Genomic DNA, 21242 nt, shown 5'->3' with positions numbered 1-21242 from the left:
TTTGGGCGGATAAGCCAATATACGCTGTTCCATTTTTACGTACACTGGTTTTTGCTAGAAAAATGTTTTGACTTATTTCGCACTCTTTTAAAGCAGTTCGACCCCACGACTCTGCATAGAATTCACTTTTTAGAGGCTAAAATAGTTTGCAGCACATTAATAAGCACAACAATAAAGCAAAAAGTGTGCCAAAGTAGAAAAATAAACCTAAATCTTTATATTTATTATAAATATAATTATTTTATTCACGTTATCATGTTAAAAAATGACTAAATATGCACCACATCTGGTCAAAAAAATATTAATACACCTTATATTTGCCCTATTTTGGAGCACAACTTAAGGTGATTTAGTTCCCTCTTGTGCCCTCATTTGTAGCATTTTTGGGTTGATTCTCATTAACCCGTGTCTGCGCAGGTTTATTTGGCTGATCAATATTAGAATTCGATTGTTGTACATCAACCACATTTCCTGCCACATCACGACGCACAATAGTAGTTTTTGTAGCCGAGTTAGTACTAGTAGGTTTTGGCTGAGTGTTTAGGGTACTACTCGCTGGAGCTGACATTAATAAAGATTCATCAATTCTAGGCAAAGCCGCTGGACGCAATCTAACTTCATATAACTGATTATTGCCACCTTTCATCTCATCTGCCCCCAAATCATTTACCAGTGGGGCATAACTTGAGAACTGCTGTGGCTGAGGTTTAACTGAATCAGGTAACTGCAAATTAATCTGTGTTAATTGCTGAACCGCATCTTCTGAACGTTTGAATGTTCCGTAAGCCAACACATACTGTTCTGCTTGTTGTTCTCCGCTTAAGCGGAAATAAATAAACTTATTACGATCAGTACGACTTTTTAAAAAGTTTTTAATGATGTCTTCATCAGAAGCTCTGAATAACTCAAGCGTCCATTGTTTTTTATTTTCATTAATAAATTTTGTACCACGAAACTCAGGCTCATGTTCACCTGACGCCACAGTTCGCGTTGTTAAATCCAGTGGACGAACCTCGTCAGCTAAAGCACCTAAGTTAGGAGTGGTTGCAACTTTCTCTGGCTGAATTTGTACGGGTGCATCGGAATCAGCTGACTTTTCAACCTCAACCAGTTTTTTATTATCAGTTATGACCCAAAAAATAAAAGCAAGGAATAAGCAGACAATACCACCAACCAACCAGATATATTGTTGAACATTCTGCCAAAGTGTACGTGATACAGTCATGCTTTACCTTATTTGTTATCCGTGTTGATTCGCCAAAATAGCTTGTTTCATAAGTTCAACATCAAAGTCCTTAGTAATTACAGCTTGTCCGAGTTGTTTTAACAACACCAAACGTAATTGCCCATTAAGAACTTTTTTGTCATGAGCCATATATCCAAGGAAATCATCCAATGGAATTTGTGGACATGATATCGGCAAATTTGCACGTTGAATGATTTTTTTTGTACGTGCCACATCTTCATTTGAGATCCAACCCAAACGTTGTGATAAATCTGCCGCCATAACCATTCCAGTTGCTACAGCTTCACCATGCAACCAAGTTCCATAACCTAGATACGACTCAATCGCATGACCAAAAGTATGACCTAAGTTAAGTAAAGCACGTTCACCTTGCTCTTTCTCATCATTGGCAACAATGCGGGCTTTGTGAGCACATGAACGATAAACAGCCTCTGCTAAAAGGTCAGCATCTCTTGCAACCAGGCCATCCATATTTTCTTCAAGCCAAACCAGGAAATCTTCATCACCTAAAAGTGCATATTTAATTACTTCGGCTAAACCGGCCGAAAGCTCACGTTCTGGCAATGTATTCAATTGTGCCATGTCAGCTAAAACAACTTGTGGTTGCTGAAAAGCACCTAACATATTCTTGCCAAGCGGATGATTAATTCCTGTTTTTCCACCAACACTTGAATCTACTTGTGAAAGTAAGGTCGTAGGAACCTGTACAAAGTAAACGCCACGTTGGAAACAAGCAGAAGCAAAACCAGCCATATCACCAATGACACCACCACCTAAAGCTAAAACCGTACAATCACGGTTAAAACCAGCTTCAAGCAATGCATCAAAAATTAAGTTTAAATGCTGAATATCTTTATACTTTTCGCCATCAGGTAAAATACAGGTCGCAACCGTTTTACCTAGACTTTCCAAAGCTTCCTGATAGTGGCTTAAATATAAAGGCGCAACCGTAACATTACTCACAATCATGACCTGTTGACCATGAATATAAGGCTCTAGTAATTGTTTCGGGTCAAGTTGGCTACCAATGAAAATAGGATAACGGCGTTCGCCTAATTCAACATGTAAAGTTTGCATGAATTTATAAAACCACTAGTCAGTTCGTCTATTTTAACTTGTTCGATAGAATAAGTTGCAAAATCTTTTGGGCAAGATCACGTGCAGCGCCTTGATTCGTTTCAATCGTATAGTGTGCAACTTCACGATACAGAGGATCTCTGATCTTTAATAAATCCCGCAATTTTTGTTCAGGATTTTCAACTTGTAATAAAGGTCTATTTTTATCGCGATAGGTTCTTTGTAGTTGTAATTCGACAGGAGTATATAGATAAACAACGATTCCACGTTGCTTTAAAAACTCCCGATTAGGCGCCTGAGTAATAGCACCGCCACCTGTGGCAAGCACTAATGCCTTACGTGAAGTAAGCTCATTTAAAACGACAGTTTCACGCGTACGAAAGCCGACTTCTCCTTCTTTTTCAAAAATCCAGGGAATAGTGGCCCCTGTCTTGCGCTCAATTTCATGATCACTATCTAAAAATTCACGCCCTAATAGTTCTGCTAAATGACGTCCAACGGTTGTTTTTCCTGCCCCCATGGGCCCTACCAAATAAATATTTGGTAGGGTTTCAAACGCTTTGCTTGGCAAGGCGCCACCTATTTCAATTGCTTTCATTAAAAAATATATTAATGATTTCTCGCTAAAGTGTCATTAACAATTCGTGGTGTAACGAAAATCAGCAACTCTTGTTTATCATCAGACTTTACATCTTTTCTAAATAAACGCCCAACGACAGGAATATCACCAAAGAAAGGAACTTTGGTTTGTGAATTCATAGTCGTTTGCTCAAAAACACCACCCAAAATGACAGTTTCGCCATTATCTACCAATACATTGGTGTTGATATTATTTTTATTTAAAATCAACTCTCCATTTGGAGCCGCACCCGCTACAGAATCCTTAGAAATATCCAACTTCATTTGAATCTTACCATCAGGTGTAATACTTGGTGTCACATTTAAACTCAGCAAAGCATCTTTAAAAGATGTTGTAGCAGTTGAACCTGCTGCAGAGTTAGTTGTAGATTGATATGGAACTTGTTGACCAGTTGCAACTTTTGCTGTTTGTTTATCGGCAGTCATGACTTTAGGGGTAGAAATAACCTCACCATAACCATCCGCTTGTAAAGCAGACAATTCAAGATCTAACATAAAGTCAGACATACTAATCAAGCCAAAAGCAATACTTCCTGCAGGATTAGAAACCCCTAAATCCACGTTTAAGTTATCTGGGCGCTCAATCGTATATTTATACCCACCTGTAGTTTCATCTTTCTTCGGCTCACGTAAATTCCATAAAGTTGTTTCACTACCGCCAACCAGCAAATTGTTGTTATTGGTAATACCTTGCGACAGAATGCCCCACTTCACACCAAGTTCTTTGGTAAATGACGTAGAGGCTCTCACAATACGTGCTTCAACCATAACCTGTTTAACTTGCACATCAAGCAAGTCAATCATTTTACGAATTTGATCAATTGACTGAGCAGTATCGTTAATAATAAGAGTATTAGTTCGGTCATCTTGAGTAATAGTGCCACGCGGGCTAAGCAAACTACCCACATTATTGCCTAGACTATCAACTCCAGTATTTAAATTGGTTGAAGTTGAGGTCCCTCCACCAGAAGTATGTTGTAAGCCATTACTATTATTTGAGCCTTGTGTAATGAGACCCATAATATCGCCAGCTTTAGCATACTTCAGTTGAATATACTCAGTCTGTAAGGGTGCAAGTTTGACACTTTGTGCAACAGCTTTCGCTTCTTCTTCTTCCGCTTTAATCAATTCTGCAACTGGAGCAATCCAAATCACATTGCCATTACGGCGTTTATCAAGATTTTTAGTTTTTAAAATAATATCAAGAGCCTGATCCCAAGGTACATCTTTTAAACGTAGTGTGATATTACCTTGTACACTATCGGCAGCTACCATATTGATGCCTGTAAAATCAGCAAGTAATTGCAACACACGGCGTACTTCAATATCTTGGAAGTCTAATGAAAGTTTATTTCCTGAATAATTTGGCGTTTTATATAAAGAGGTAACATTTTTATCTTGGGGACGTTTCAAACTGATCGTGAGCTTATTCTCCGCCTGATAGGCCATATATTCATAGCTACCAGAGGACTGGATAGTTATTACACCAACCCCTTTATCATTATAAGCATCGATACTTGAAACGGGGGTTGCAAAATCATTTACATTTAAGCGACGTGCTAAATGTGTCGGGATTTTTGTACCTATTGTTCTTATAACGACTTTACTACCCTGCTGCTGAACATCTACAGGCGTATTATTTCCTAAAAGATCTACAACAACCAGGCCTTCTCCCTGACTACCACGCTGAAAGCCAATATTTGAAACTCCCTGTGGTTGTGCTGAGACCACAGGTAGCGGCTTATTACTTGTTTGAGCAGAATTAATTTTTAAAATGAAAGTATTGCCTTCGACTCGTGTTGTAAATGCTCCAGCATCTTTTAGGTTTACAGTTAAACGTGAGCGCTGGTCATCTGAAGTAACATCTACAGAACTTGCCTCATTAGTTGCAACACTAATTTTAGACTGTTTTAAACCTTGCTGTGCCTTATCAAAATCAAGGATTAAACGTGAAGGATTTTCAAGTTGGTAAGCTTGTGGTTGTGGTGGCAAGCCATTAAACATGACTCTAATTTCTGTGCCCTGACCTGCAATTTGCATTGGTACAATGTTGGTCATGCTGACCTGTGCAGATGCAGCCTGCATAATCGCAATAGCTACAGCCCCCATAGAAAACTGACGGAATACGTGATTCATTGTCTGACCATCCCCAATTAAATAATCTTTAAAAATATTTTTTCGTTGTTATTCCCTAAATTTTAGGGTGCAGGCCCAATCAAGACCAAGGTTCTTGGTCTTTCGACATAGCCTTCTCGACCATCAGGTACGATTTCAACCAGATCAATCTGGGTTGGACTAATATGGGTAATACGGCCCTGATTCATACCCATATAGTTACCCACTTGTACCCGTTCAATCTGCTGATCCGGTGTCTGGATCAAGGCCAATATCTGCCCTCGATTATTTCGCATGCTCCCTTTCATATTTAAAGCTTCAAGAGCATAACTTTCGAGTGGTTGCGGCGCACGTGAGAAATTCGGATAAACCCGTTTCCCCGCCATAATCTTGAGCTCGGCAGCTAGAGAACTTGGCATAAATGGGCTTTTTAATTGATGAGCAGCGTAATTAAATTGCGGTACAGGAGTAAAAATCGGTGCTGGTTCAATAGGGAGTGGCGGCTGATTACGAATATTGGCCATTTCCTGATTTACTGCATCAATTCTTGAATCACAACCGACAAGCACAGCACACGCCAAAACATAAAGAGTAATTTGCTTAATTTTCATCATAACTCTCCTATTTCGGCTGAACAGTAGTGTTCGTTGAAGCAGATGCTGCTGGAGCTTTGCCTGTTTGCTCCGATGTATCTGTTGCCCCTACGTATCGGTATGTTTTTGCTTTAATGGAATAGTTCAGCACAGGAATATCAGACTTGTTATCTTTAGCTGGCGATACGTCAACAGTAAAATCGTGCATGGTTACAATACGAGGCAAAGCAGCGATACTACTTACAAAAGCTCCAAATGCGTGATAGTCCCCGGTCGCTTCTATGGCAATTGGTTGCTCAATAAAAATTTCCTGCTTTACTTCATCTTCCAAGCGAATATTTTTAAATTTCAATCCAGAGTTCACTCCTGTTAAGTTGATATCTTCAACTAAACTCGGAATCTCAGTTTCTTTTGGTAACTGCTCTAGTTGCTGGTTGAAATTTGCCTGCATTTCTTGAAGCTGTACCTGATACTGTTGCAGGTTACGTAATTTCGAGTCTTTTTCACGAAATTCGTTTAATAAATTGCTTTCCTGAGCTTGAGCATTATCAATAGCTTGTAATTTCGGTTGAATAACAATGAAATACCCCAAAGCTAACACAGCAAAGAAAATAAAAATCCAACACGTAATTTTTACAGATATTGGCCAACTACCGTAGTTGTTCATATCCAGCGTATTAAATTGCTGAAGGAATTTATCGAGATTAAATTTCTTTTTCTTTGCAGATAATTGTTCTAATGACAATTCTTGAAGTTCGTCTTGACTCATTTAGCAGCCCCCACACTTTCACCTGTAGATGGCTTAGCAGAATCATCCGTTGTGGCCACGCCCATTTCCCCCAAATCGACAGTCACAACAAAACTACCATAGTGGTCTTCCACCCTAGGAAGAAGAGAACTTGCAGCCTTATCTTTTTTCTCTTCATTAGCCAAGAAAGAGTTCATAAAAGCATTACGATACCAAGGAGATGCTTCAAGATTACGGAGTAGTTCGGCTACTGTATTTGGACTCTCAGCTTTACCTTCAATCGTAAACTTATCTCCGGTTCGGCTAAATTTCGTTAAATACATAGCTGGTGGTGTGACTCGAACTAACTCATCAACAAGTCTTACCACTACTGGACGTTGACTCTGCAAACCTTGGATCAACTTCATGCGTTCAATAATGGCATCACGCTGTTCCTGTAAGCCGTTTAATGTTTTTAATTGCTGATCAAGGTTCTGATTTGTGCTCATAATGAGCTGATTCGCTTGCTCTTGATCATCTAATTTATGGTCAAAATAAAACCATCCCCCAAATACGGTTGTAATCCCCAAAACAACCACCCCAAAACATAACGTTATGAATTGTTTTTTTCGTTGCTCCCTCAGCTCTTCGCGCCAAGGCAGTAAATTAATTGTTGCCATTAATCAAAACTCCTTAAAGCCAAGCCACATGCCACCATTAAAGATGAAGCATCATTTTCAATTTTTTGAACATCGACTTGAGGAGAAAAGCCCATTTGTAAAAACGGGTTGGCAATCGTGACACGGTAGCCCAATTTTTGCTGCAAAAGCTTAGCAAGGCCTGGAATATTCGCATTTCCACCAGCGAGCAAAATATGGTCTATTTCGTTAAATTGGGATGAAGAAAAGAAAAATTGTAGTGAACGGGCCGCCTGCTGAACTACCGCATCTAGAAATGGGTCTAGCACTTCAATTTCATAATCATCTGGTAAAGAGCGATCTTTTTTTGCTCGGCTTGCTTCTTCTAAAGACAAACCATAACGACTTTGAATTTCAAGCGTAAGTTGTTTTCCGCCGAAAACCTGCTCTCGTGTATAAATAATCTTGCCATTTTGCATGACAGATAATGTCGTCATGGTATGACCGATATCTAAAATCCCTATGGTATTTGCACCCATCGGTAAGCTATCAGCAAACACGCTAAAAGCGCGCTCAACCGCGTAACTTTCGACATCAGCCAATTTAGGATTTAAATCTGCCAATTCAAGCACTTCAACGCGTGTTTCAACGTTTTCTGTTCTTGTGGCGACCAAGAGCACATTTACACGATTTGGATTCGCAAGACGATCCGGCAAAACCTCAAAATCAAGGCTCACCTCATCTAAAGGGAACGGTATATACTGCTCCGCATCTACACGAATCTGAACTTCGCGTTCGTCATCGCTCATATCTGCATCCATTTCGATAGTTTTATGAATAACCGTCGATGTCGGAACAGCAATTGCAGCATGAGTGGTTTGGGGATTTGCTAAATTCATCGCCCGTTCCAAAGCCTCTGCAACTGCTTCTGGATTTAAGATATTTTTTTCAACTACACTGTTTTCGGGTAAAGGCATCAAAGCATAGCTTTCTACCCAATATTTACCGTTCTTGACAGAGAGCTCTAACAACTTAACAGAAGTCGAACTAATATCGACACCCATTAACCCCTTATTAGGTTTACGATATAACCTGAGCACACTATTGTCCTATTATTTTTTTATCCCCAAAAAAAAATTACAAACCAATAATCTCGGTCTTTATTTTTACACGGATACAATATCTCATCTAACAATCCGCATGTCTAAAGGCTATACTGACCACAATTAGTTTGTATTCGATCTTATTAAAGCTTACTTATCATGAAAAAGCTATCCAGTTTGGGCTTCGTGCGTCCAATTTTTTTGATCATTATTATTATCTTAGTCTCACTTCCGATGGGATTCTATGGCATGTATCTCTATATTGCCCCAACGCTTCCGGAAATGAGTTCACTAAAAAAAGCACCGCTTTTAAAACCATTGCAAGTCTATACAGCCGACAATCAACTCATTGCTGAATACGGTGGCAAACTTTCTATTCCGGTTGAATACAAACAAATTCCTCCTAATTTTATTCATGCATTTCTAGCAGCAGAAGATTCTTCTTTCTTTGAACATAGCGGCATTAGTTTTAAAGGTTTAGGCCGTGCTTTGAGTGAAAGTGTTACGGGTTCTGATGTACAAACTGGTGGTTCAACCATCACGATGCAAGTCGCAAAGAACTATTATTTAAGTCCAGAAAGAACATTAAAACGCAAACTAACAGAAATCTTTTTGGCTCGAAAAATTGAGCAAAACTTATCTAAAGAAGACATCTTAAGCCTCTATGTAAATAAGATTTTCTTAGGTAAAAATGCTTACGGTATCGCAGCGGCTGCAAAGATTTACTACAACAAAAGCATTAATGAGCTCAGCATTGCCCAAATGGCCATGATTGCCGGCTTGCCTAAAGCACCATCTAAATATAATCCAGTTGTTAACCCTGAGCGTGCACTTGAACGTCGCAACTGGATTTTAGGCCGAATGCTTCAACTTGGTTATATCTCTCAAGCGGAATATCAAAAGGCCGTTGCAGAGCCAATCAATTTGAATATGCCCAACCGTGACCTAAATAATATTCACCCTTACGCAGGTGAAATGGTCCGCTCAGAGCTTGTAAAACATTTTGGTGAACAAGCAATTGATTCTGGTTATAAAGTCTACACAACAATTAATGCGAAACGCCAAGCGATTGCGGAAAAAGCTGTGCAGGACGGTCTTGAAGCTTATGACCGTCGTCATGGCTGGCGTGGTGCAGAAGCACATGATAAGCCATTAAGCGAATTTAGAGCATATGCCAACACTTATCCGGCGCAAGTCACCAAGGTAAATAGCAGCTCTTTTGAAGCATTAATGCAAGATGGCTCAACAGTAACCGTGCAATGGTCCGGCATGTCATGGGCCCGTCCCTATCGCAATGCAAATAGCGTAGGTGCAGCACCTTCTCGTGCATCTCAAATTGTTAAAGTTAAAGATATTGTTCGTTTACGCCCAAATGAAGCTAAAACTGCGTGGTCACTAGTTCAAGTACCAAAAGTTCAAGGTCAGCTCATTGCAATTAACCCAAACGATGGCTCAATTGAAGCAATTGTAGGTGGTTATAATTTCTATCAATCAAAATTTAACCGTGCTTTACAAGGCTGGCGTCAGCCAGGTTCTACCATCAAACCATTCCTCTATGCTTTAGCATTAGAACGTGGCATGACACCTTATAGCATGGTGAATGATAGCCCTATTACGATTGGCAAGTGGACACCGAAAAACTCTGATGGTCGCTACCTAGGCATGATCCCATTACGTCGTGCTTTGTATTTGTCTCGTAATACGGTTTCAGTAAGACTCTTACAAACTGTAGGAATTGAACGTACTCGCCAATTATTCATGGATTTTGGTTTACAAGAGGATCAAATTCCACGTAACTACACCATTGCTTTAGGTACGCCTCAAGTATTACCAATTCAAATGGCAACTGGTTATGCAACATTTGCAAACGGTGGTTACCGCGTTCAACCGCATTTTATTCAGCGTATTGAAGATGCATACGGTAAAGTCATTTACGAAGCCAAGCCAGAATATGCATGTATTCCATGTATTAATGCTCCTGAGACAACTGACGATGCACAGGTAACTACTCCAGACGATCAAGTTGTTGAAGTCACAAATAAAGAGCTAGAGCAGAAAGAAAAGACAACCAAACAACTCAATCTTAAACAGACGGACAAAAATAACAGTCAATATCGTCAAGCTCAGCGCATTTTAAAATCAAGCTCTGCTTATGACATGGCAAATATCTTACGTGACGTAATTGAGCATGGTACAGGTCGTGCTGCACTCAAGATCGGCCGTAGTGATTTAGGAGGTAAAACAGGAACGACTAACGATGCAAAAGATGCATGGTTTGCAGGTTTTAATGGCAAGTTAGTAACTGTAACATGGGTTGGTTTTGACCAGCCGACTACACTTGGTCGCCGTGAGTATGGTGGTATTGCTGCACTACCAATCTGGATTAACTTTATGGGTCAAGCATTGCAAGGTACACCAGCTGCTTGGGTTCGTTTAGAAAAAGATGCTCAGGCACCTATTTCTCGCGATAAGCAAGAAGTCACAACTGAAGTAGGCGATAAGAAAACCTATCGTGCTGCCCCTCCATTAGCACGCCCACTCTATCGTCCTGCACCACCACAACCTAAAACCACCAATAATGACTTCGATGACTTACCGGGTGAGGAAATTGTGATTCCTTCCAAGACAACACCTCCAGCGATGAAACCTTCGCAAGGGGCAGCGCCGAAGCGTGAAAAAGATGAATTAGAAAACTTGATTAATCAAATTGAATAAAAATAAAAAAGCCATCGTTAGATGGCTTTTTTATTACGCTTTTGAAAAAGATAAATTTGAAAAGATGCGGTCACTTGTAAGTGTGCTTTCTGTTCTAATTGCATACGACGTTCTGGAGATGCCTTATAAGCATAGGGAGTCATAGCAATAAGATTTTTTAAAGCCTGCTGGTCAAGTACTAAAGGAGCATCAATAACTTGCTGTTCTTTCAACTCAAATAAATCTTGCAATTGTTCAACAAATTTCTGTGGTGTGTGAGGATTAACCTGTTCAAACAACGCCTCACGCATCGCATACAAATGATTGGTTGCCGGGGTCACAACAATTAAATAACCATCATCTTTTAAAACACGCAGAATTTCCGTTTGGGGAATCGGGCTAAAAAGACTCGTACACACATCCATGCTTTGATCGATGACCGGTAAAGTTGCTCCTGTACCAACCACCCATGTCACTTTGTCATTTAACTTTGCTGCGCGTTGTACTGCATTTTTTGCAATATCTACACCTATACACTGTTCAACGACCTGTTGCATTGCACTGGTGTAATAGCCCTCACCACAGCCAATATCAAGTACCGTTTTAGCTTTAAGCTGCTTCAGCAAATGAACTACTGCTTGCTGTAAAGGTTGATAATAGCCACCTTGTAAAAAAGCACGGCGCGCATCTACAGACTCAGGAGTATCTCCCGGATTTTTACTATGTTTGTGTTGTACAACATGTAAGTTCACATAACCTTGCTTTGCAATGTCATAGCTATGGCCCTGTTCACACCGCCATGTTTTGCTTACCAGCTCAAGTCGTTGACGACATACAGGGCACATTAAATTTTGCGTAGTCACGTTTAATTATTCTCTTGTTCTTTTTGTTGTAAATAAGCCTTAGCGTGCATTCCAACAAATGTACGGCCTGCATTTGTTCCCTTAATCCATTCCTCTACTTCAAACAAATCAAATAAGCCCACTTTAATTAAAGTTGGAATTGCGATCTTCAACTCTTCTTCAATTTGCCCTCTTTGCCCCGCATTATAGAGTTCAATATTATGCAGCATCGTCGCGACAGTTCCTGTTTGCACCTGACTTCCATCTTTAAGTACAACTTGAGGTAAGACTTCGCCCTCTCCAACTACTTTTTGATTAATTACAGATAATTGGTCTAGACCAGCAACTTTTGTCATTTACCTCTCCAATAAAAAAAGCCAGTAGAAACTGGCTTTATATTGACACCAAAATAAGTTCTAGCGCAATTTTAAGGTCATTAGGCCTAAAACAACCAGCATAATCGTAATAATCCAGAAACGGATGACTACTTGGGTTTCTTTCCAGCCTTGTTTTTCATAGTGATGGTGCAAAGGTGCCATCAAAAATACGCGTTTATTCCGCATTCGTAATGAGCCGATTTGCAGGAATACCGATACCGCCTCCATAACGAAAACACCGCCCATAATTGCGAATACGATTTCTTGGCGAACCATAACGGCAATGGTTCCAAGCATTGCACCTAGAGCTAAAGCGCCCACATCCCCCATAAAGACTTGCGCCGGATGTGCGTTATACCAAAGAAATGCCAAACCCGCACCAATCATGGCAGAACAGATCACCACAAGTTCAGAGGTATATTTCACATAAGGAATATGCAAATAGTTGGCAAAACGAATATCACCAGATAAATAAGCAAATACGCCTAAGCCCGTCGCTACCATAACTACTGGCATAATGGCTAAACCATCTAATCCATCAGTTAGGTTAACCGCATTAGAGGCACCATTAATTACTAAATAGGTAAATACAATAAATGCTAAACCTAAAGGAACAATAGAAAGCGGAATCGAAAGATTCTTAAAGAAAGGAATCAATAAATCCAGCATATTTGCTGTGTATTCTGCATTAGATTGTTGGGTAGCAATTAAATATAACGCAATACCAGCACCCAGCGATGCGACAGAAGTCCAGAAAAACTTCTTACGGGCAGGTAGACCTGCATTATCTTTATAGCGAATTTTAATCCAGTCATCTGCCCAGCCAACCGCACCGAACACAACCATTACACCAAGTACAATCCAAACATAAGGGTTAGATAAATCAGCCCACAATAAAGTACTAATACCAATTGAGAGCAGAATTAAAATCCCACCCATGGTCGGTGTACCCATTTTCTTAGCATGATTTTCAGGAGCAAACGAACTTACTGCCTGACCGTATTTTAACGCTTGTAATTTACGAATCATGATTGGTCCGAGAACCAAACCAATGGTCAGTGACGTTAATACACTGAGTAAAGAACGTAATGTTAAATAACGAACAACCTGAAACGAACTGTGATAGCCCGCAAGTTGTTCAAACAACCATAACAGCATTTAAAGTTTCTCCATCAAATCAGCCATCAACGTTTCCATATGAGTAAAGCGAGAACCTTTAAACAGGAAACTCATGGACTGGGGTTGATGTGTTTGGATTAGATTGATTAAAAATGGAAGCGCCTCAGCTTGAGTCTGAAATGCTTTCAATTTAGTAGAATGAAGACCTGCGCCTTCGAGAGCTGCTGAGGCAAACTGCCCAACTGCAACAATATGGTCTAAAGGAAGCTCAGCAAGATCGCGACCTAAATCGTGATGTTCTTGCCAACTGCTATCACCTAACTCCCCAATATCCCCCATCACCATGACTTTAATGCCATTTTGCTGAAGTAATACTTGTGCCGCAGCACGCATAGATGTTGGATTGGCGTTATAAGTATCATCAATAAATAAATGAGGCACTTTTTGAATAAAATTCAAACGACCTTTTGCACCTTGTGCTTGCTCTAGACCTTTTACGATATCTTCCAAGCTAACACCTAACGCCAAAGCAAATGCTACTGCTGCAGTTGCGTTTTGCACATTGTGCTCACCCGCAAACGGCAGTCTTACAAAACTTGAACCTTGAGGCGTATGTAACTGGAAATTGGCAGATTGTGGCAACAATTCAATCTCTGTAGCAAAGCATCACCACCAGCACCAAAGCTCATGATTTGATGGCTTTTGGCTGCTTCACGAATCTCAGCGGTAAAGTCATCTTGTTGCGGAACAATAGCAACGCCCTGAGGTAAAATATGACGATAGATTTCTGATTTAGCGCGGCAAATGCCATCACGCCCGCCGAACTCACCCAAATGAGCAGTTCCAATATTTAAAATACCAGCAACATGCGGTTGAACAAGTTTTGATGTGTAGTCAATTTCACCTTGATGATTTGCACCAAGTTCCATCACCGCATATTGATGCTCCTTTCGAAGCTCAAGCAACATCATCGGCACACCAAGATCATTATTTAAATTGCCTCGGGTAATCAATGTAGGTGCTAAACGAGACAAAATACTTCCTAGCATTTCTTTGGTGGTGGTTTTACCACTACTGCCCGTTAAAGCAATTACTTTCAATTGAGCATTTTGTTCACGACGATACGCACCAAGCTGCCCTAAAGCCAAACGGGTATCGGCAACTACAAGCTGAGCAATTTCTGCATCTATAGGCCGCTCGACAATAGCGACTTGGCAACCATTTGCAGCCACTTGCGCGACAAAATTATGCGCGTCGAAACGTTCACCTTTTAGTGCTAAAAAGGCATCCCCACTTTCTGCATGACGCGAGTCAGTCAAAATACGTTTAATTTCAGTTTGAGGGATCTGGTCTTTATGCCAGTAACCCTGTGTTGCCTGTTGTAATTGTTGAGCTGTCCACGGTTCCAAAGGCACGGTACTGGTGGTTGAAGTATGCATAATTTTTCCTATTGTGCAGGGTAAGCAGCATCTACCGTATGATGTTGGGCATCAATCGCGGAACGCACTTCAACCACATCATCAAACCAGTGACGCACACCATTAATTTCTTGATAATTTTCATGTCCTTTACCGGCAATCACTACAATGTCACCAGCTTGAGCTTGCTCTGCAACAAATTTAATTGCTTCACGGCGGTCATGAATTTCATGCATACGATGCCCTGAAAAATCGATTCCTTGCTTCATATCAGCAAAAATTTGTTCAGGGTCTTCTGTTCTTGGATTATCTGAAGTCAGAATAACAGGGTTTGCGCCATCTAAGGCTGCTTGAGTCATGAGTGGACGCTTACCACGGTCACGGTCACCACCACATCCAAACACCGCCCAAAGCTGATTCGAAACATGACGCTTTAATGTTTTAAGCACTTGAATCAATGCATCTGGGGTATGCGCATAATCCACTACAAATAATCGCTCATCATCACGAATAACTTGCATTCGGCCTGGTGCACCAATTAGTTTAGGAACAAAATTAACCAATGCCTGTAAATCGAAACCAGCTTGCTCAGCAGCGATGAGTGCGGCAATTAAATTTTCAACATTGAAATGACCTAATAATGGGCTTTCTACCGCAAATGAACCTTGCTGACTTACTAAATTAAAAGTTGCACCCGCCAAGCTATAGCTTAAATCGGTAATGTAATAATCAGCTGTATTTTGAGTTAGTGAGTAAGTCAAAATTTTAGGTTGTGCTGGATTATTTTGGGCAGACTTAATCATCAAGTCAGCATGCGCATCATCTAAATTAATAACAGCGACTTTTAACGAATTAAACTGAAATAAACGCGCCTTCGCTTCTGCATAAGCTTCTAAAGTGCCGTGATAATCCAGATGGTCACGACTTAAGTTGCTATAAACAGCAATTTCAATATCGCAACCATTTAATCGCCCCTGTTCAAGACCATGTGAACTTGCTTCTAAAGAAGCAAAGGTTGCTCCCTGTTTAGCATAATCATGTAGCGCATTTTGTAACTGTAGAGCGTCGAGGGTAGTATGCGTAGAAGGCGTTAAGTTAGGTAAAATACCATTCCCTGTTGTCCCCATCACTGCACAGCGCTGCTGTTGTGAACTAATTAACTCAGCAATTAAACGAGAAATTGTTGTTTTACCATTTGTGCCTGTTACAGCAATAATCCGTAGAGGTTTTACTACATCAGCTTGTTGCAAATAACGTTTTTGCCACTCTCCCATGCGCTGACGCACGTCAGAGCATACCCATTCATTTGCTACACCTAATTCGGTTTCGCTAATGACAGCCAACGCTCCATTTGCTAAAGCCGCTTCAGCAAATGTACGCGTTTTTTCAGGCTGGCTATAACTTGTCAAAGCAATAAAAATTTGGCCCGTTTCAACTTTACGACTATCTAAACTAAAGCCGTGAAATGGCTGTTGAGGCCATTGAGCATCAATTTCGATTGGATGAATTTCTTGAAAAGAAACAGTCATAGCTTACCTGCGAATAGGATTTTCTGGAGTATTAAGTGGCTTATCAAGCGGCACATTCATTAAGCGCAACGACTCTTGCATAATACGAGCAAAAACTGGAGCGGCAACCAAACCACCGTAATAACGACCTTGTGGATTTTCCACCACTACAATAACAGCTAAACGTGGATCACTAATTGGTGCGACACCCGCAAATAAGGCACGATACTCATTATTTGAATATCCTTTACCATCTGCACGCAATTTATGTGCAGTACCTGTTTTACCACCTACCCTATAACCAGGAATATTGGCTTGTTTTGCAGTACCACCCGGCATAGTCACTTGCTCAAGCATTAACAAAACTTGATCGGCAATTTTCGGATTTAAAACTTGCTCACCTTTAGGTGGCTGATCTAGTTTATGCAAGCTTAATGGCATTTTGACACCATGATTTGCAAGCATGGCATAACCTTGAGCCAATTGAAGGATTGTCGCGTTTAAGCCATAACCATATGCCATGGTCCCGATTTGAGAAGAATTTAATTTATTAACAGGTAAAACCAGACCTGAACTTTCCCCAGGGAACCTTACTGCAGAACGCTTACCAAAACCAACACGATTAAAGAAGCTCGGCAAGGTTTCTTTCGGAAGTGATAATGCAATTTTTGCAGAACCCACGTTTGAAGACTTAATAATGACACCACTTACGGTCAAAGCCCCGTAGTTATGGGTATCACGGATAGTATGCCAGCCTAAACGCATTGAGCCAGGAGAGGTATTTACAATCGTATTTGGCGTATATTGACCAGTTTCTAAAGCTGCAGAAATAGTAAAAGGTTTCATGGTTGAACCTGGCTCGAACATATCGATCGCACCACGGTTACGCATAGCATCTTTATTTGATAAGCCATTCTTATCATTCGGGTTATAAGATGGCCAACTGGTCATTGCCAGAATTTCACCCGTTTTAACATCAACTGCAATCGCCGTTGCTGAACGCGCATTGTTAGCCACACCTGCAGCCGTTAATTCACGGTACATAATGTACTGCAAACGTGAGTCGATACTTAAAGTGATATTTTCACCTGGTTCACCCTCACGAATTACCTCAGAAACTTTTAAACGGTTACCACGCTTATCGCGAATAATTTTTTGCTCACCGTCTACACCTGACAGTTGCTTATTCAACTGCATTTCCAAGCCTTCGATCCCTTGACCTTCACTATTGGTCAAACCAATAATTTGGGCATTTGGCTGAGGTTGCGGGTAATAACGTTTATAAGTTTTTTCTGCATACACCCCTTGGAAATTACCTTTCATAATGAGGTCAGCTTGCTGAGGAGGTACTTCTTTTTTCAAAACCAGATAGCGGGAACGCGGACGCGCATTCATCTGTTTTTTAAGATCAGCACGATCAACACCCACCACGTCGGCAAGTTCATCAAGATTTAAATTTTTATCTGGCAACTGGCGTTTTAATTTACGGTTGTTTGGATCTTGTTTTAGTTCAGCCGTAATTTGATCATATAAATGCTTGGTCTCAAAATAATCACGCGGATCAATCACAATTTTCATGATTGGACTACTAATCGCTAAAGGTACACCGTGGCGATCACTAATCACTCCACGCATAGCCTCTATACGTTCAGTACGCAAAATATTGGCATTGGCCTTATTTTGCAAAAAGTCTTTATTAATGACTTGAACATAAAATGCACGTGCAATTAATACCACAAAACACAGTAGCACTACTGCCCAGAGCAGATAAAACCGCCACATATCGAAGGCAAGACTTGGTTTTTCCGAAATAGACTGCTGTTTTTTTCGTGTTTGCTTTGTTCGCTTATCTACCATACAGCAAGGCCTTACTTATTTTGCTCTGAGGTCATCGGTAAAGAAATTACCACCGTTTCTGCAGCAGGTGGCGAAAACATTCGTAATTGTGTCACAGCACGTGTACCAATTTGAGCAGTCGCACCAAATGTTTGTTGCTCAATCAATAAACGCCCCCATTCAGCATTGAGGTCATCACGTTCACGCATATAAGAGCTTAACTCTCTATAATCATGACGGTATTCAAATACTTGAAATACCACCATCATGGCACTGATAAAAACCAATGCCACCATGACTGCATATACCACAACTTTTTTGACCACTTTATTTTCTGTGGTTTCGATTTCATCACTGCTTTTCATTACGCGCCTTTTTGTTCCAAGCGTTCAGCAACCCGAAGCCATGCACTACGTGAACGTGGATTCGCTTTTACTTCTTCTTCACTTGCACGAACCCGTGAAATTTTCTTTAATCTTCTCGTATCAACCTGCTGTTGGGGCATCCCCCAACCAGAATCTTCTGCTAGAGTTGATTCTTTTTGAATAAACTGTTTGATCAACCGATCTTCAAGCGAATGGAAGCTGATCACAGACAAACGCCCTTTTGGTTTAAGCAAGTCTACAGCTTGCGGTAAAAATACTTCAATATCATCTAGTTCTTTGTTAATAGCAATACGGATTGCCTGAAACGTACGTGTCGCCGGATGTTTATGCTTTTCCCATTTTGGATGGGCTGTTTTTACTATTTCAGCCAATTGCGCCGTAGTATCCAATTTTCCGGCCTGCTTAATTGCCCTAGCAATACGACGACTATATCGTTCTTCACCATATTGATAAATGATATTTGCCAAATCTTCCTCTTCTACCTCAAGTAACCATTCGGCAGCAGTCAATCCCTTAGAGTTATCCATACGCATATCTAACGGGCCATCTTGCATAAAGCTAAAGCCGCGTTCAGCCTGGTCGAGTTGAGGAGAGGACACACCTAAGTCTGCCATAATTCCATCGACACTTTGCACCCCAATTTCCTGCATTTTTTCCTTAATATCAGCAAAACTTGCATGAATAATCGTAAATCTTGGATCTTCTTGTGCTAAAGCAGTCGCAACTTCCAGAGCTTGAGGGTCTTTATCAAAAGCATATACTCGGGCGTTTTCATCGAGTTTCGACAATAACAAGCGAGTATGCCCACCTCGTCCAAAGGTTGCATCGATATACACCCCAGTTGTGCGATCTGCCAATAAGCTTTCAACGGTCTCAAAAAGTAAGACAGAAATATGCGACATAGGAGTTAAATCATAGCGTAAAAATGTAACTGCACATTATCACCTTGTTTATGGCTAACACCAAACGGCTTTTTGTAGGAAAATATTAATTTTTCATAGAGAAAACCGTTTTCTTTTCATTTTTTAAGCAAAACAAAAAAGCAAGCTCACCTTTTCAGGCTCACTTGCTTCACTATAAAAAAGTAAACTAATTTTTAAACTTCTACTCTACCAATATTTTATCTACTGCTTTCCATCATAAATCTGATCAAAGATGGCTCCATTGGCAAAATGGGTTTTCTGGGCTTTTGCCCAACCGCCAAAAACATCATTGATCGTAAATAATTTAATTTTTGGGAATTGTGCTGCATATTTAGCAGCAACTTGAGGATTGCGAGGACGGAAATAGTGTTTAGCAGCCAACTCTTGACCTAAAGGTGAGTATAAAAAGTTGAGATAACCTTTTGCCAAAGTACGGTTACCGTCTTTGTCGACTGTTTTGTCAACAATAGCAACAGATGGTTCTGCCAAAATTGAAATTGATGGGTAAACAATTTCATATTTATCTTTATCGAGACCTTTCGTTGCCAATAGTGCTTCATTTTCCCAAGAAAGTAGAACATCTCCAATTCCACGCTCAGCAAATGTAGTAAGCGAGCCTCGCGCTCCCGAATCTAACACCTTAACGTTATGATAAAGTTTTTTAACCAGCTCTTTGGCTTTAGCGTCATTTCCACCCGGCTGCTTTAAAGCATATCCCCATGCAGAAAGATAAATCCAACGCGGTGCCCCACCCGTTTTTGGATTAGGCGTAATAATTTCAACACCAGGTTTAGTTAAATCATTCCAATCACGAATATTTTTTGGATTGCCTTTTCTTACTAAAAACACAACTGTAGAGGTATACGGTGCAGAATTATTAGGGAATTCTTTTTGCCAGTTTGGCTGGATAAAGCCTGCTTTTACAATTTCATCAATATCATTGGCTAAGGCTAAGGTCACCACATCTGCCTCAAGACCAGTTGCTACAGCGCGAGCCTGTTTTCCTGAGCCCCCATGGGATTGTTTAAAATCCACGTCCTGTCCGGTACGTTGTTTCCAGAACTTTCCAAATGCCTGATTATATTCCTGATAAAACTCTCGAGTTGGGTCATAAGAAACATTTAAAAATGTAGTCGCCGCCTGCACAGCACTTACTGCCAACCCCATATATGTAGCGACTGCAATTATTGCTATTCTTTTCATTTATAAAAACCAATTTTACTTTTAACGTCTACTATATTTTTATTTTTTTAGTTTTCAATCAAATAGTTATATAAATAAATGTTTTACTAATCACTTTAAAAGATATAGTTAACTCTAATTTTTCCTTCTCCTTTTTGAAAAGTTTTGTAATTATTCTTATAGTTTATTTATAGTCTTCACTTTATCTACACATTAATTTGTTAAATAATGAGACGTAATGGATACACATAGGCTACATTTAAAGGTACCAGCGTAAAATAAAGGTATTTTTTGTAAAAAGTGTGACATAGTTCTACTTTTTTATTAAAATTTATGTTTGAATCGTAGCGTTACCGTAATTTTACATTTGGTTAAACTCAAAAAATAGACGAAATGTACTGAGGGGATGAATAGAAAATGAAAATTCATTATGGAAAAGCTTTAGGCTTGGGTTTGGTGCTTAGTTTTGCATCGCAACTATCTACAGCAGCCGTACTGAAAGATACACCAAGTAAAAGTCTTTCAGATAAACAGTCTTCACTTATTGAAAAAGCTTTAGATCAGCAAAAACGTAACACTATTGTACTTCCATCAACAGATGATGAGTTAAAAGTACTTAATACTATCCGTGTTACACCAACTCAAAACTTTCTTGCAGCACAGCATGAACGTTTTTCACGTTTTGTTCAGGCAATCTTCCAGCCACACACTTCTTAATATTTGAAACGACCCCTCATCGTTTCAATTTCAGCCCAGACTGTCGTTAAATAAAACGTCAGAATACTGGGCTTTTTCGTTATAATAGTTCCAATTTTTATT

18 protein-coding genes and 1 pseudogene are annotated in these 21242 nt (G+C 40.1%); 2 read left to right on the top strand and 17 right to left on the bottom strand.

All coding sequences use genetic code 11. The features are described 5' to 3' along the window. Positions 1–349: 349 nt before the first annotated feature. The 8 genes from C1642_RS09325 to C1642_RS09290 all read right to left on the bottom strand — a co-directional run bounded on the left by C1642_RS09325 (position 350) and on the right by C1642_RS09290 (position 8135). Entirely contained in the window at positions 350–1225 is an 876-nt protein-coding gene (locus C1642_RS09325; RefSeq protein ID WP_103236234.1) for a hypothetical protein, read from the bottom strand. A gap of 15 nt (positions 1226–1240) precedes the next feature. After that, on the bottom strand, positions 1241–2323 hold the full coding sequence (gene aroB, locus C1642_RS09320) for a 3-dehydroquinate synthase (protein ID WP_001193997.1): 1083 nt from the start codon (positions 2321–2323) through the stop codon (positions 1241–1243). Positions 2324–2351: 28 nt separating this feature from the next. Beyond that, the gene (gene aroK, locus C1642_RS09315) at positions 2352–2921 is read right to left on the bottom strand and encodes a shikimate kinase AroK (protein ID WP_000643712.1); all 570 of its coding nucleotides are present in this window, start codon (positions 2919–2921) and stop codon (positions 2352–2354) included. An 11-nt stretch (positions 2922–2932) separates the two neighbouring features. Then, on the bottom strand, positions 2933–5098 hold the full coding sequence (pilQ, locus tag C1642_RS09310; RefSeq protein WP_004742153.1) for a type IV pilus secretin PilQ family protein: 2166 nt from the start codon (positions 5096–5098) through the stop codon (positions 2933–2935). Positions 5099–5160: 62 nt separating this feature from the next. Next, on the bottom strand, positions 5161–5688 hold the full coding sequence (locus tag C1642_RS09305; RefSeq protein WP_000695065.1) for a pilus assembly protein PilP: 528 nt from the start codon (positions 5686–5688) through the stop codon (positions 5161–5163). A 10-nt stretch (positions 5689–5698) separates the two neighbouring features. Then, a complete protein-coding gene (locus C1642_RS09300; RefSeq protein WP_000076101.1) occupies positions 5699–6439 on the bottom strand; it encodes a type 4a pilus biogenesis protein PilO in 741 nt (246 codons plus the stop codon). Then, positions 6436–7077 (bottom strand): PilN domain-containing protein, encoded by a 642-nt coding sequence (locus C1642_RS09295; protein ID WP_000201223.1) that lies wholly within the window; start codon positions 7075–7077, stop codon positions 6436–6438. The genes C1642_RS09300 and C1642_RS09295 overlap by 4 nt, the downstream gene beginning before the upstream one ends. Then, the gene (locus C1642_RS09290; RefSeq protein ID WP_002014066.1) at positions 7077–8135 is read right to left on the bottom strand and encodes a pilus assembly protein PilM; all 1059 of its coding nucleotides are present in this window, start codon (positions 8133–8135) and stop codon (positions 7077–7079) included. Before C1642_RS09290 ends, C1642_RS09295 begins: the two co-directional genes overlap by 1 nt. Before the next feature lie 162 nt (positions 8136–8297). On the opposite strand from C1642_RS09290, the gene ponA reads away from it, so the two are divergent. Continuing rightward, positions 8298–10853 (top strand): penicillin-binding protein PBP1a, encoded by a 2556-nt coding sequence (gene ponA / locus C1642_RS09285; protein WP_000736677.1) that lies wholly within the window; start codon positions 8298–8300, stop codon positions 10851–10853. 17 nt (positions 10854–10870) lie between these two features. Here the strand turns inward: ponA and C1642_RS09280 are convergent, their stop codons facing one another. From C1642_RS09280 to C1642_RS09240, 9 genes and pseudogenes are all read right to left on the bottom strand, one after another. Next, entirely contained in the window at positions 10871–11695 is an 825-nt protein-coding gene (locus tag C1642_RS09280; protein WP_002125608.1) for a putative RNA methyltransferase, read from the bottom strand. Positions 11696–11697: 2 nt separating this feature from the next. Next, positions 11698–12030 carry a hypothetical protein gene (locus tag C1642_RS09275; protein ID WP_000169599.1) on the bottom strand — a complete coding sequence of 111 codons (333 nt, stop codon included), beginning with the start codon at positions 12028–12030 and terminating at the stop codon, positions 11698–11700. A gap of 60 nt (positions 12031–12090) precedes the next feature. After that, entirely contained in the window at positions 12091–13209 is a 1119-nt protein-coding gene (gene mraY, locus C1642_RS09270) for a phospho-N-acetylmuramoyl-pentapeptide-transferase (RefSeq protein WP_000928089.1), read from the bottom strand. Continuing rightward, positions 13210–14609: pseudogene (locus C1642_RS09265) on the bottom strand (UDP-N-acetylmuramoyl-tripeptide--D-alanyl-D-alanine ligase). It lies immediately after the preceding gene. An 8-nt stretch (positions 14610–14617) separates the two neighbouring features. Next, on the bottom strand, positions 14618–16117 hold the full coding sequence (locus C1642_RS09260) for a UDP-N-acetylmuramoyl-L-alanyl-D-glutamate--2,6-diaminopimelate ligase (RefSeq protein ID WP_000218542.1): 1500 nt from the start codon (positions 16115–16117) through the stop codon (positions 14618–14620). A gap of 3 nt (positions 16118–16120) precedes the next feature. Then, positions 16121–17953, bottom strand: coding sequence for a penicillin-binding protein PBP3 (gene ftsI, locus C1642_RS09255; protein ID WP_000227936.1), 1833 nt, complete (start codon positions 17951–17953; stop codon positions 16121–16123). An 11-nt stretch (positions 17954–17964) separates the two neighbouring features. Then, positions 17965–18297 carry a cell division protein FtsL gene (gene ftsL / locus C1642_RS09250; protein WP_000842465.1) on the bottom strand — a complete coding sequence of 111 codons (333 nt, stop codon included), beginning with the start codon at positions 18295–18297 and terminating at the stop codon, positions 17965–17967. Then, entirely contained in the window at positions 18297–19220 is a 924-nt protein-coding gene (gene rsmH, locus C1642_RS09245; protein ID WP_000018350.1) for a 16S rRNA (cytosine(1402)-N(4))-methyltransferase RsmH, read from the bottom strand. Before rsmH ends, ftsL begins: the two co-directional genes overlap by 1 nt. A gap of 222 nt (positions 19221–19442) precedes the next feature. Further along, entirely contained in the window at positions 19443–20444 is a 1002-nt protein-coding gene (locus C1642_RS09240) for a sulfate ABC transporter substrate-binding protein (protein ID WP_001981590.1), read from the bottom strand. A 396-nt stretch (positions 20445–20840) separates the two neighbouring features. Between C1642_RS09240 and C1642_RS09235 the strand changes: the two genes are divergently transcribed. Further along, entirely contained in the window at positions 20841–21140 is a 300-nt protein-coding gene (locus C1642_RS09235; protein WP_000690903.1) for a hypothetical protein, read from the top strand. Positions 21141–21242: the final 102 nt, after the last annotated feature.

This window comes from Acinetobacter sp. AKBS16, assembly GCF_002899995.1.
GTDB lineage: Bacteria > Pseudomonadota > Gammaproteobacteria > Pseudomonadales > Moraxellaceae > Acinetobacter > Acinetobacter baumannii.
The sequence above is the reverse complement of the archived record's forward strand: the minus strand, read 5'-3'. Positions and strand labels throughout refer to the sequence as shown.

What these genes read in the sequence shown, in the direction of transcription:
- aroB (WP_001193997.1), bottom strand. Translation starts at nt 2,323, where the DNA reads ATGCAAACTTTACATGTTGAATTAGGCGAACGCCGTTATCCTATTTTC.
- C1642_RS09300 (WP_000076101.1), bottom strand. Translation starts at nt 6,439, where the DNA reads ATGAGTCAAGACGAACTTCAAGAATTGTCATTAGAACAATTATCTGCA.
- C1642_RS09275 (WP_000169599.1), bottom strand. Translation starts at nt 12,030, where the DNA reads ATGACAAAAGTTGCTGGTCTAGACCAATTATCTGTAATTAATCAAAAA.
- ponA (WP_000736677.1), top strand. Translation starts at nt 8,298, where the DNA reads ATGAAAAAGCTATCCAGTTTGGGCTTCGTGCGTCCAATTTTTTTGATC.
- pilQ (WP_004742153.1), bottom strand. Translation starts at nt 5,098, where the DNA reads ATGAATCACGTATTCCGTCAGTTTTCTATGGGGGCTGTAGCTATTGCG.
- C1642_RS09235 (WP_000690903.1), top strand. Translation starts at nt 20,841, where the DNA reads ATGAAAATTCATTATGGAAAAGCTTTAGGCTTGGGTTTGGTGCTTAGT.
- aroK (WP_000643712.1), bottom strand. Translation starts at nt 2,921, where the DNA reads ATGAAAGCAATTGAAATAGGTGGCGCCTTGCCAAGCAAAGCGTTTGAA.
- C1642_RS09295 (WP_000201223.1), bottom strand. Translation starts at nt 7,077, where the DNA reads ATGGCAACAATTAATTTACTGCCTTGGCGCGAAGAGCTGAGGGAGCAA.
- C1642_RS09260 (WP_000218542.1), bottom strand. Translation starts at nt 16,117, where the DNA reads ATGACTGTTTCTTTTCAAGAAATTCATCCAATCGAAATTGATGCTCAA.
- rsmH (WP_000018350.1), bottom strand. Translation starts at nt 19,220, where the DNA reads ATGTCGCATATTTCTGTCTTACTTTTTGAGACCGTTGAAAGCTTATTG.
- ftsI (WP_000227936.1), bottom strand. Translation starts at nt 17,953, where the DNA reads ATGGTAGATAAGCGAACAAAGCAAACACGAAAAAAACAGCAGTCTATT.
- mraY (WP_000928089.1), bottom strand. Translation starts at nt 13,209, where the DNA reads ATGCTGTTATGGTTGTTTGAACAACTTGCGGGCTATCACAGTTCGTTT.
- ftsL (WP_000842465.1), bottom strand. Translation starts at nt 18,297, where the DNA reads ATGAAAAGCAGTGATGAAATCGAAACCACAGAAAATAAAGTGGTCAAA.
- C1642_RS09305 (WP_000695065.1), bottom strand. Translation starts at nt 5,688, where the DNA reads ATGAAAATTAAGCAAATTACTCTTTATGTTTTGGCGTGTGCTGTGCTT.
- C1642_RS09240 (WP_001981590.1), bottom strand. Translation starts at nt 20,444, where the DNA reads ATGAAAAGAATAGCAATAATTGCAGTCGCTACATATATGGGGTTGGCA.
- C1642_RS09325 (WP_103236234.1), bottom strand. Translation starts at nt 1,225, where the DNA reads ATGACTGTATCACGTACACTTTGGCAGAATGTTCAACAATATATCTGG.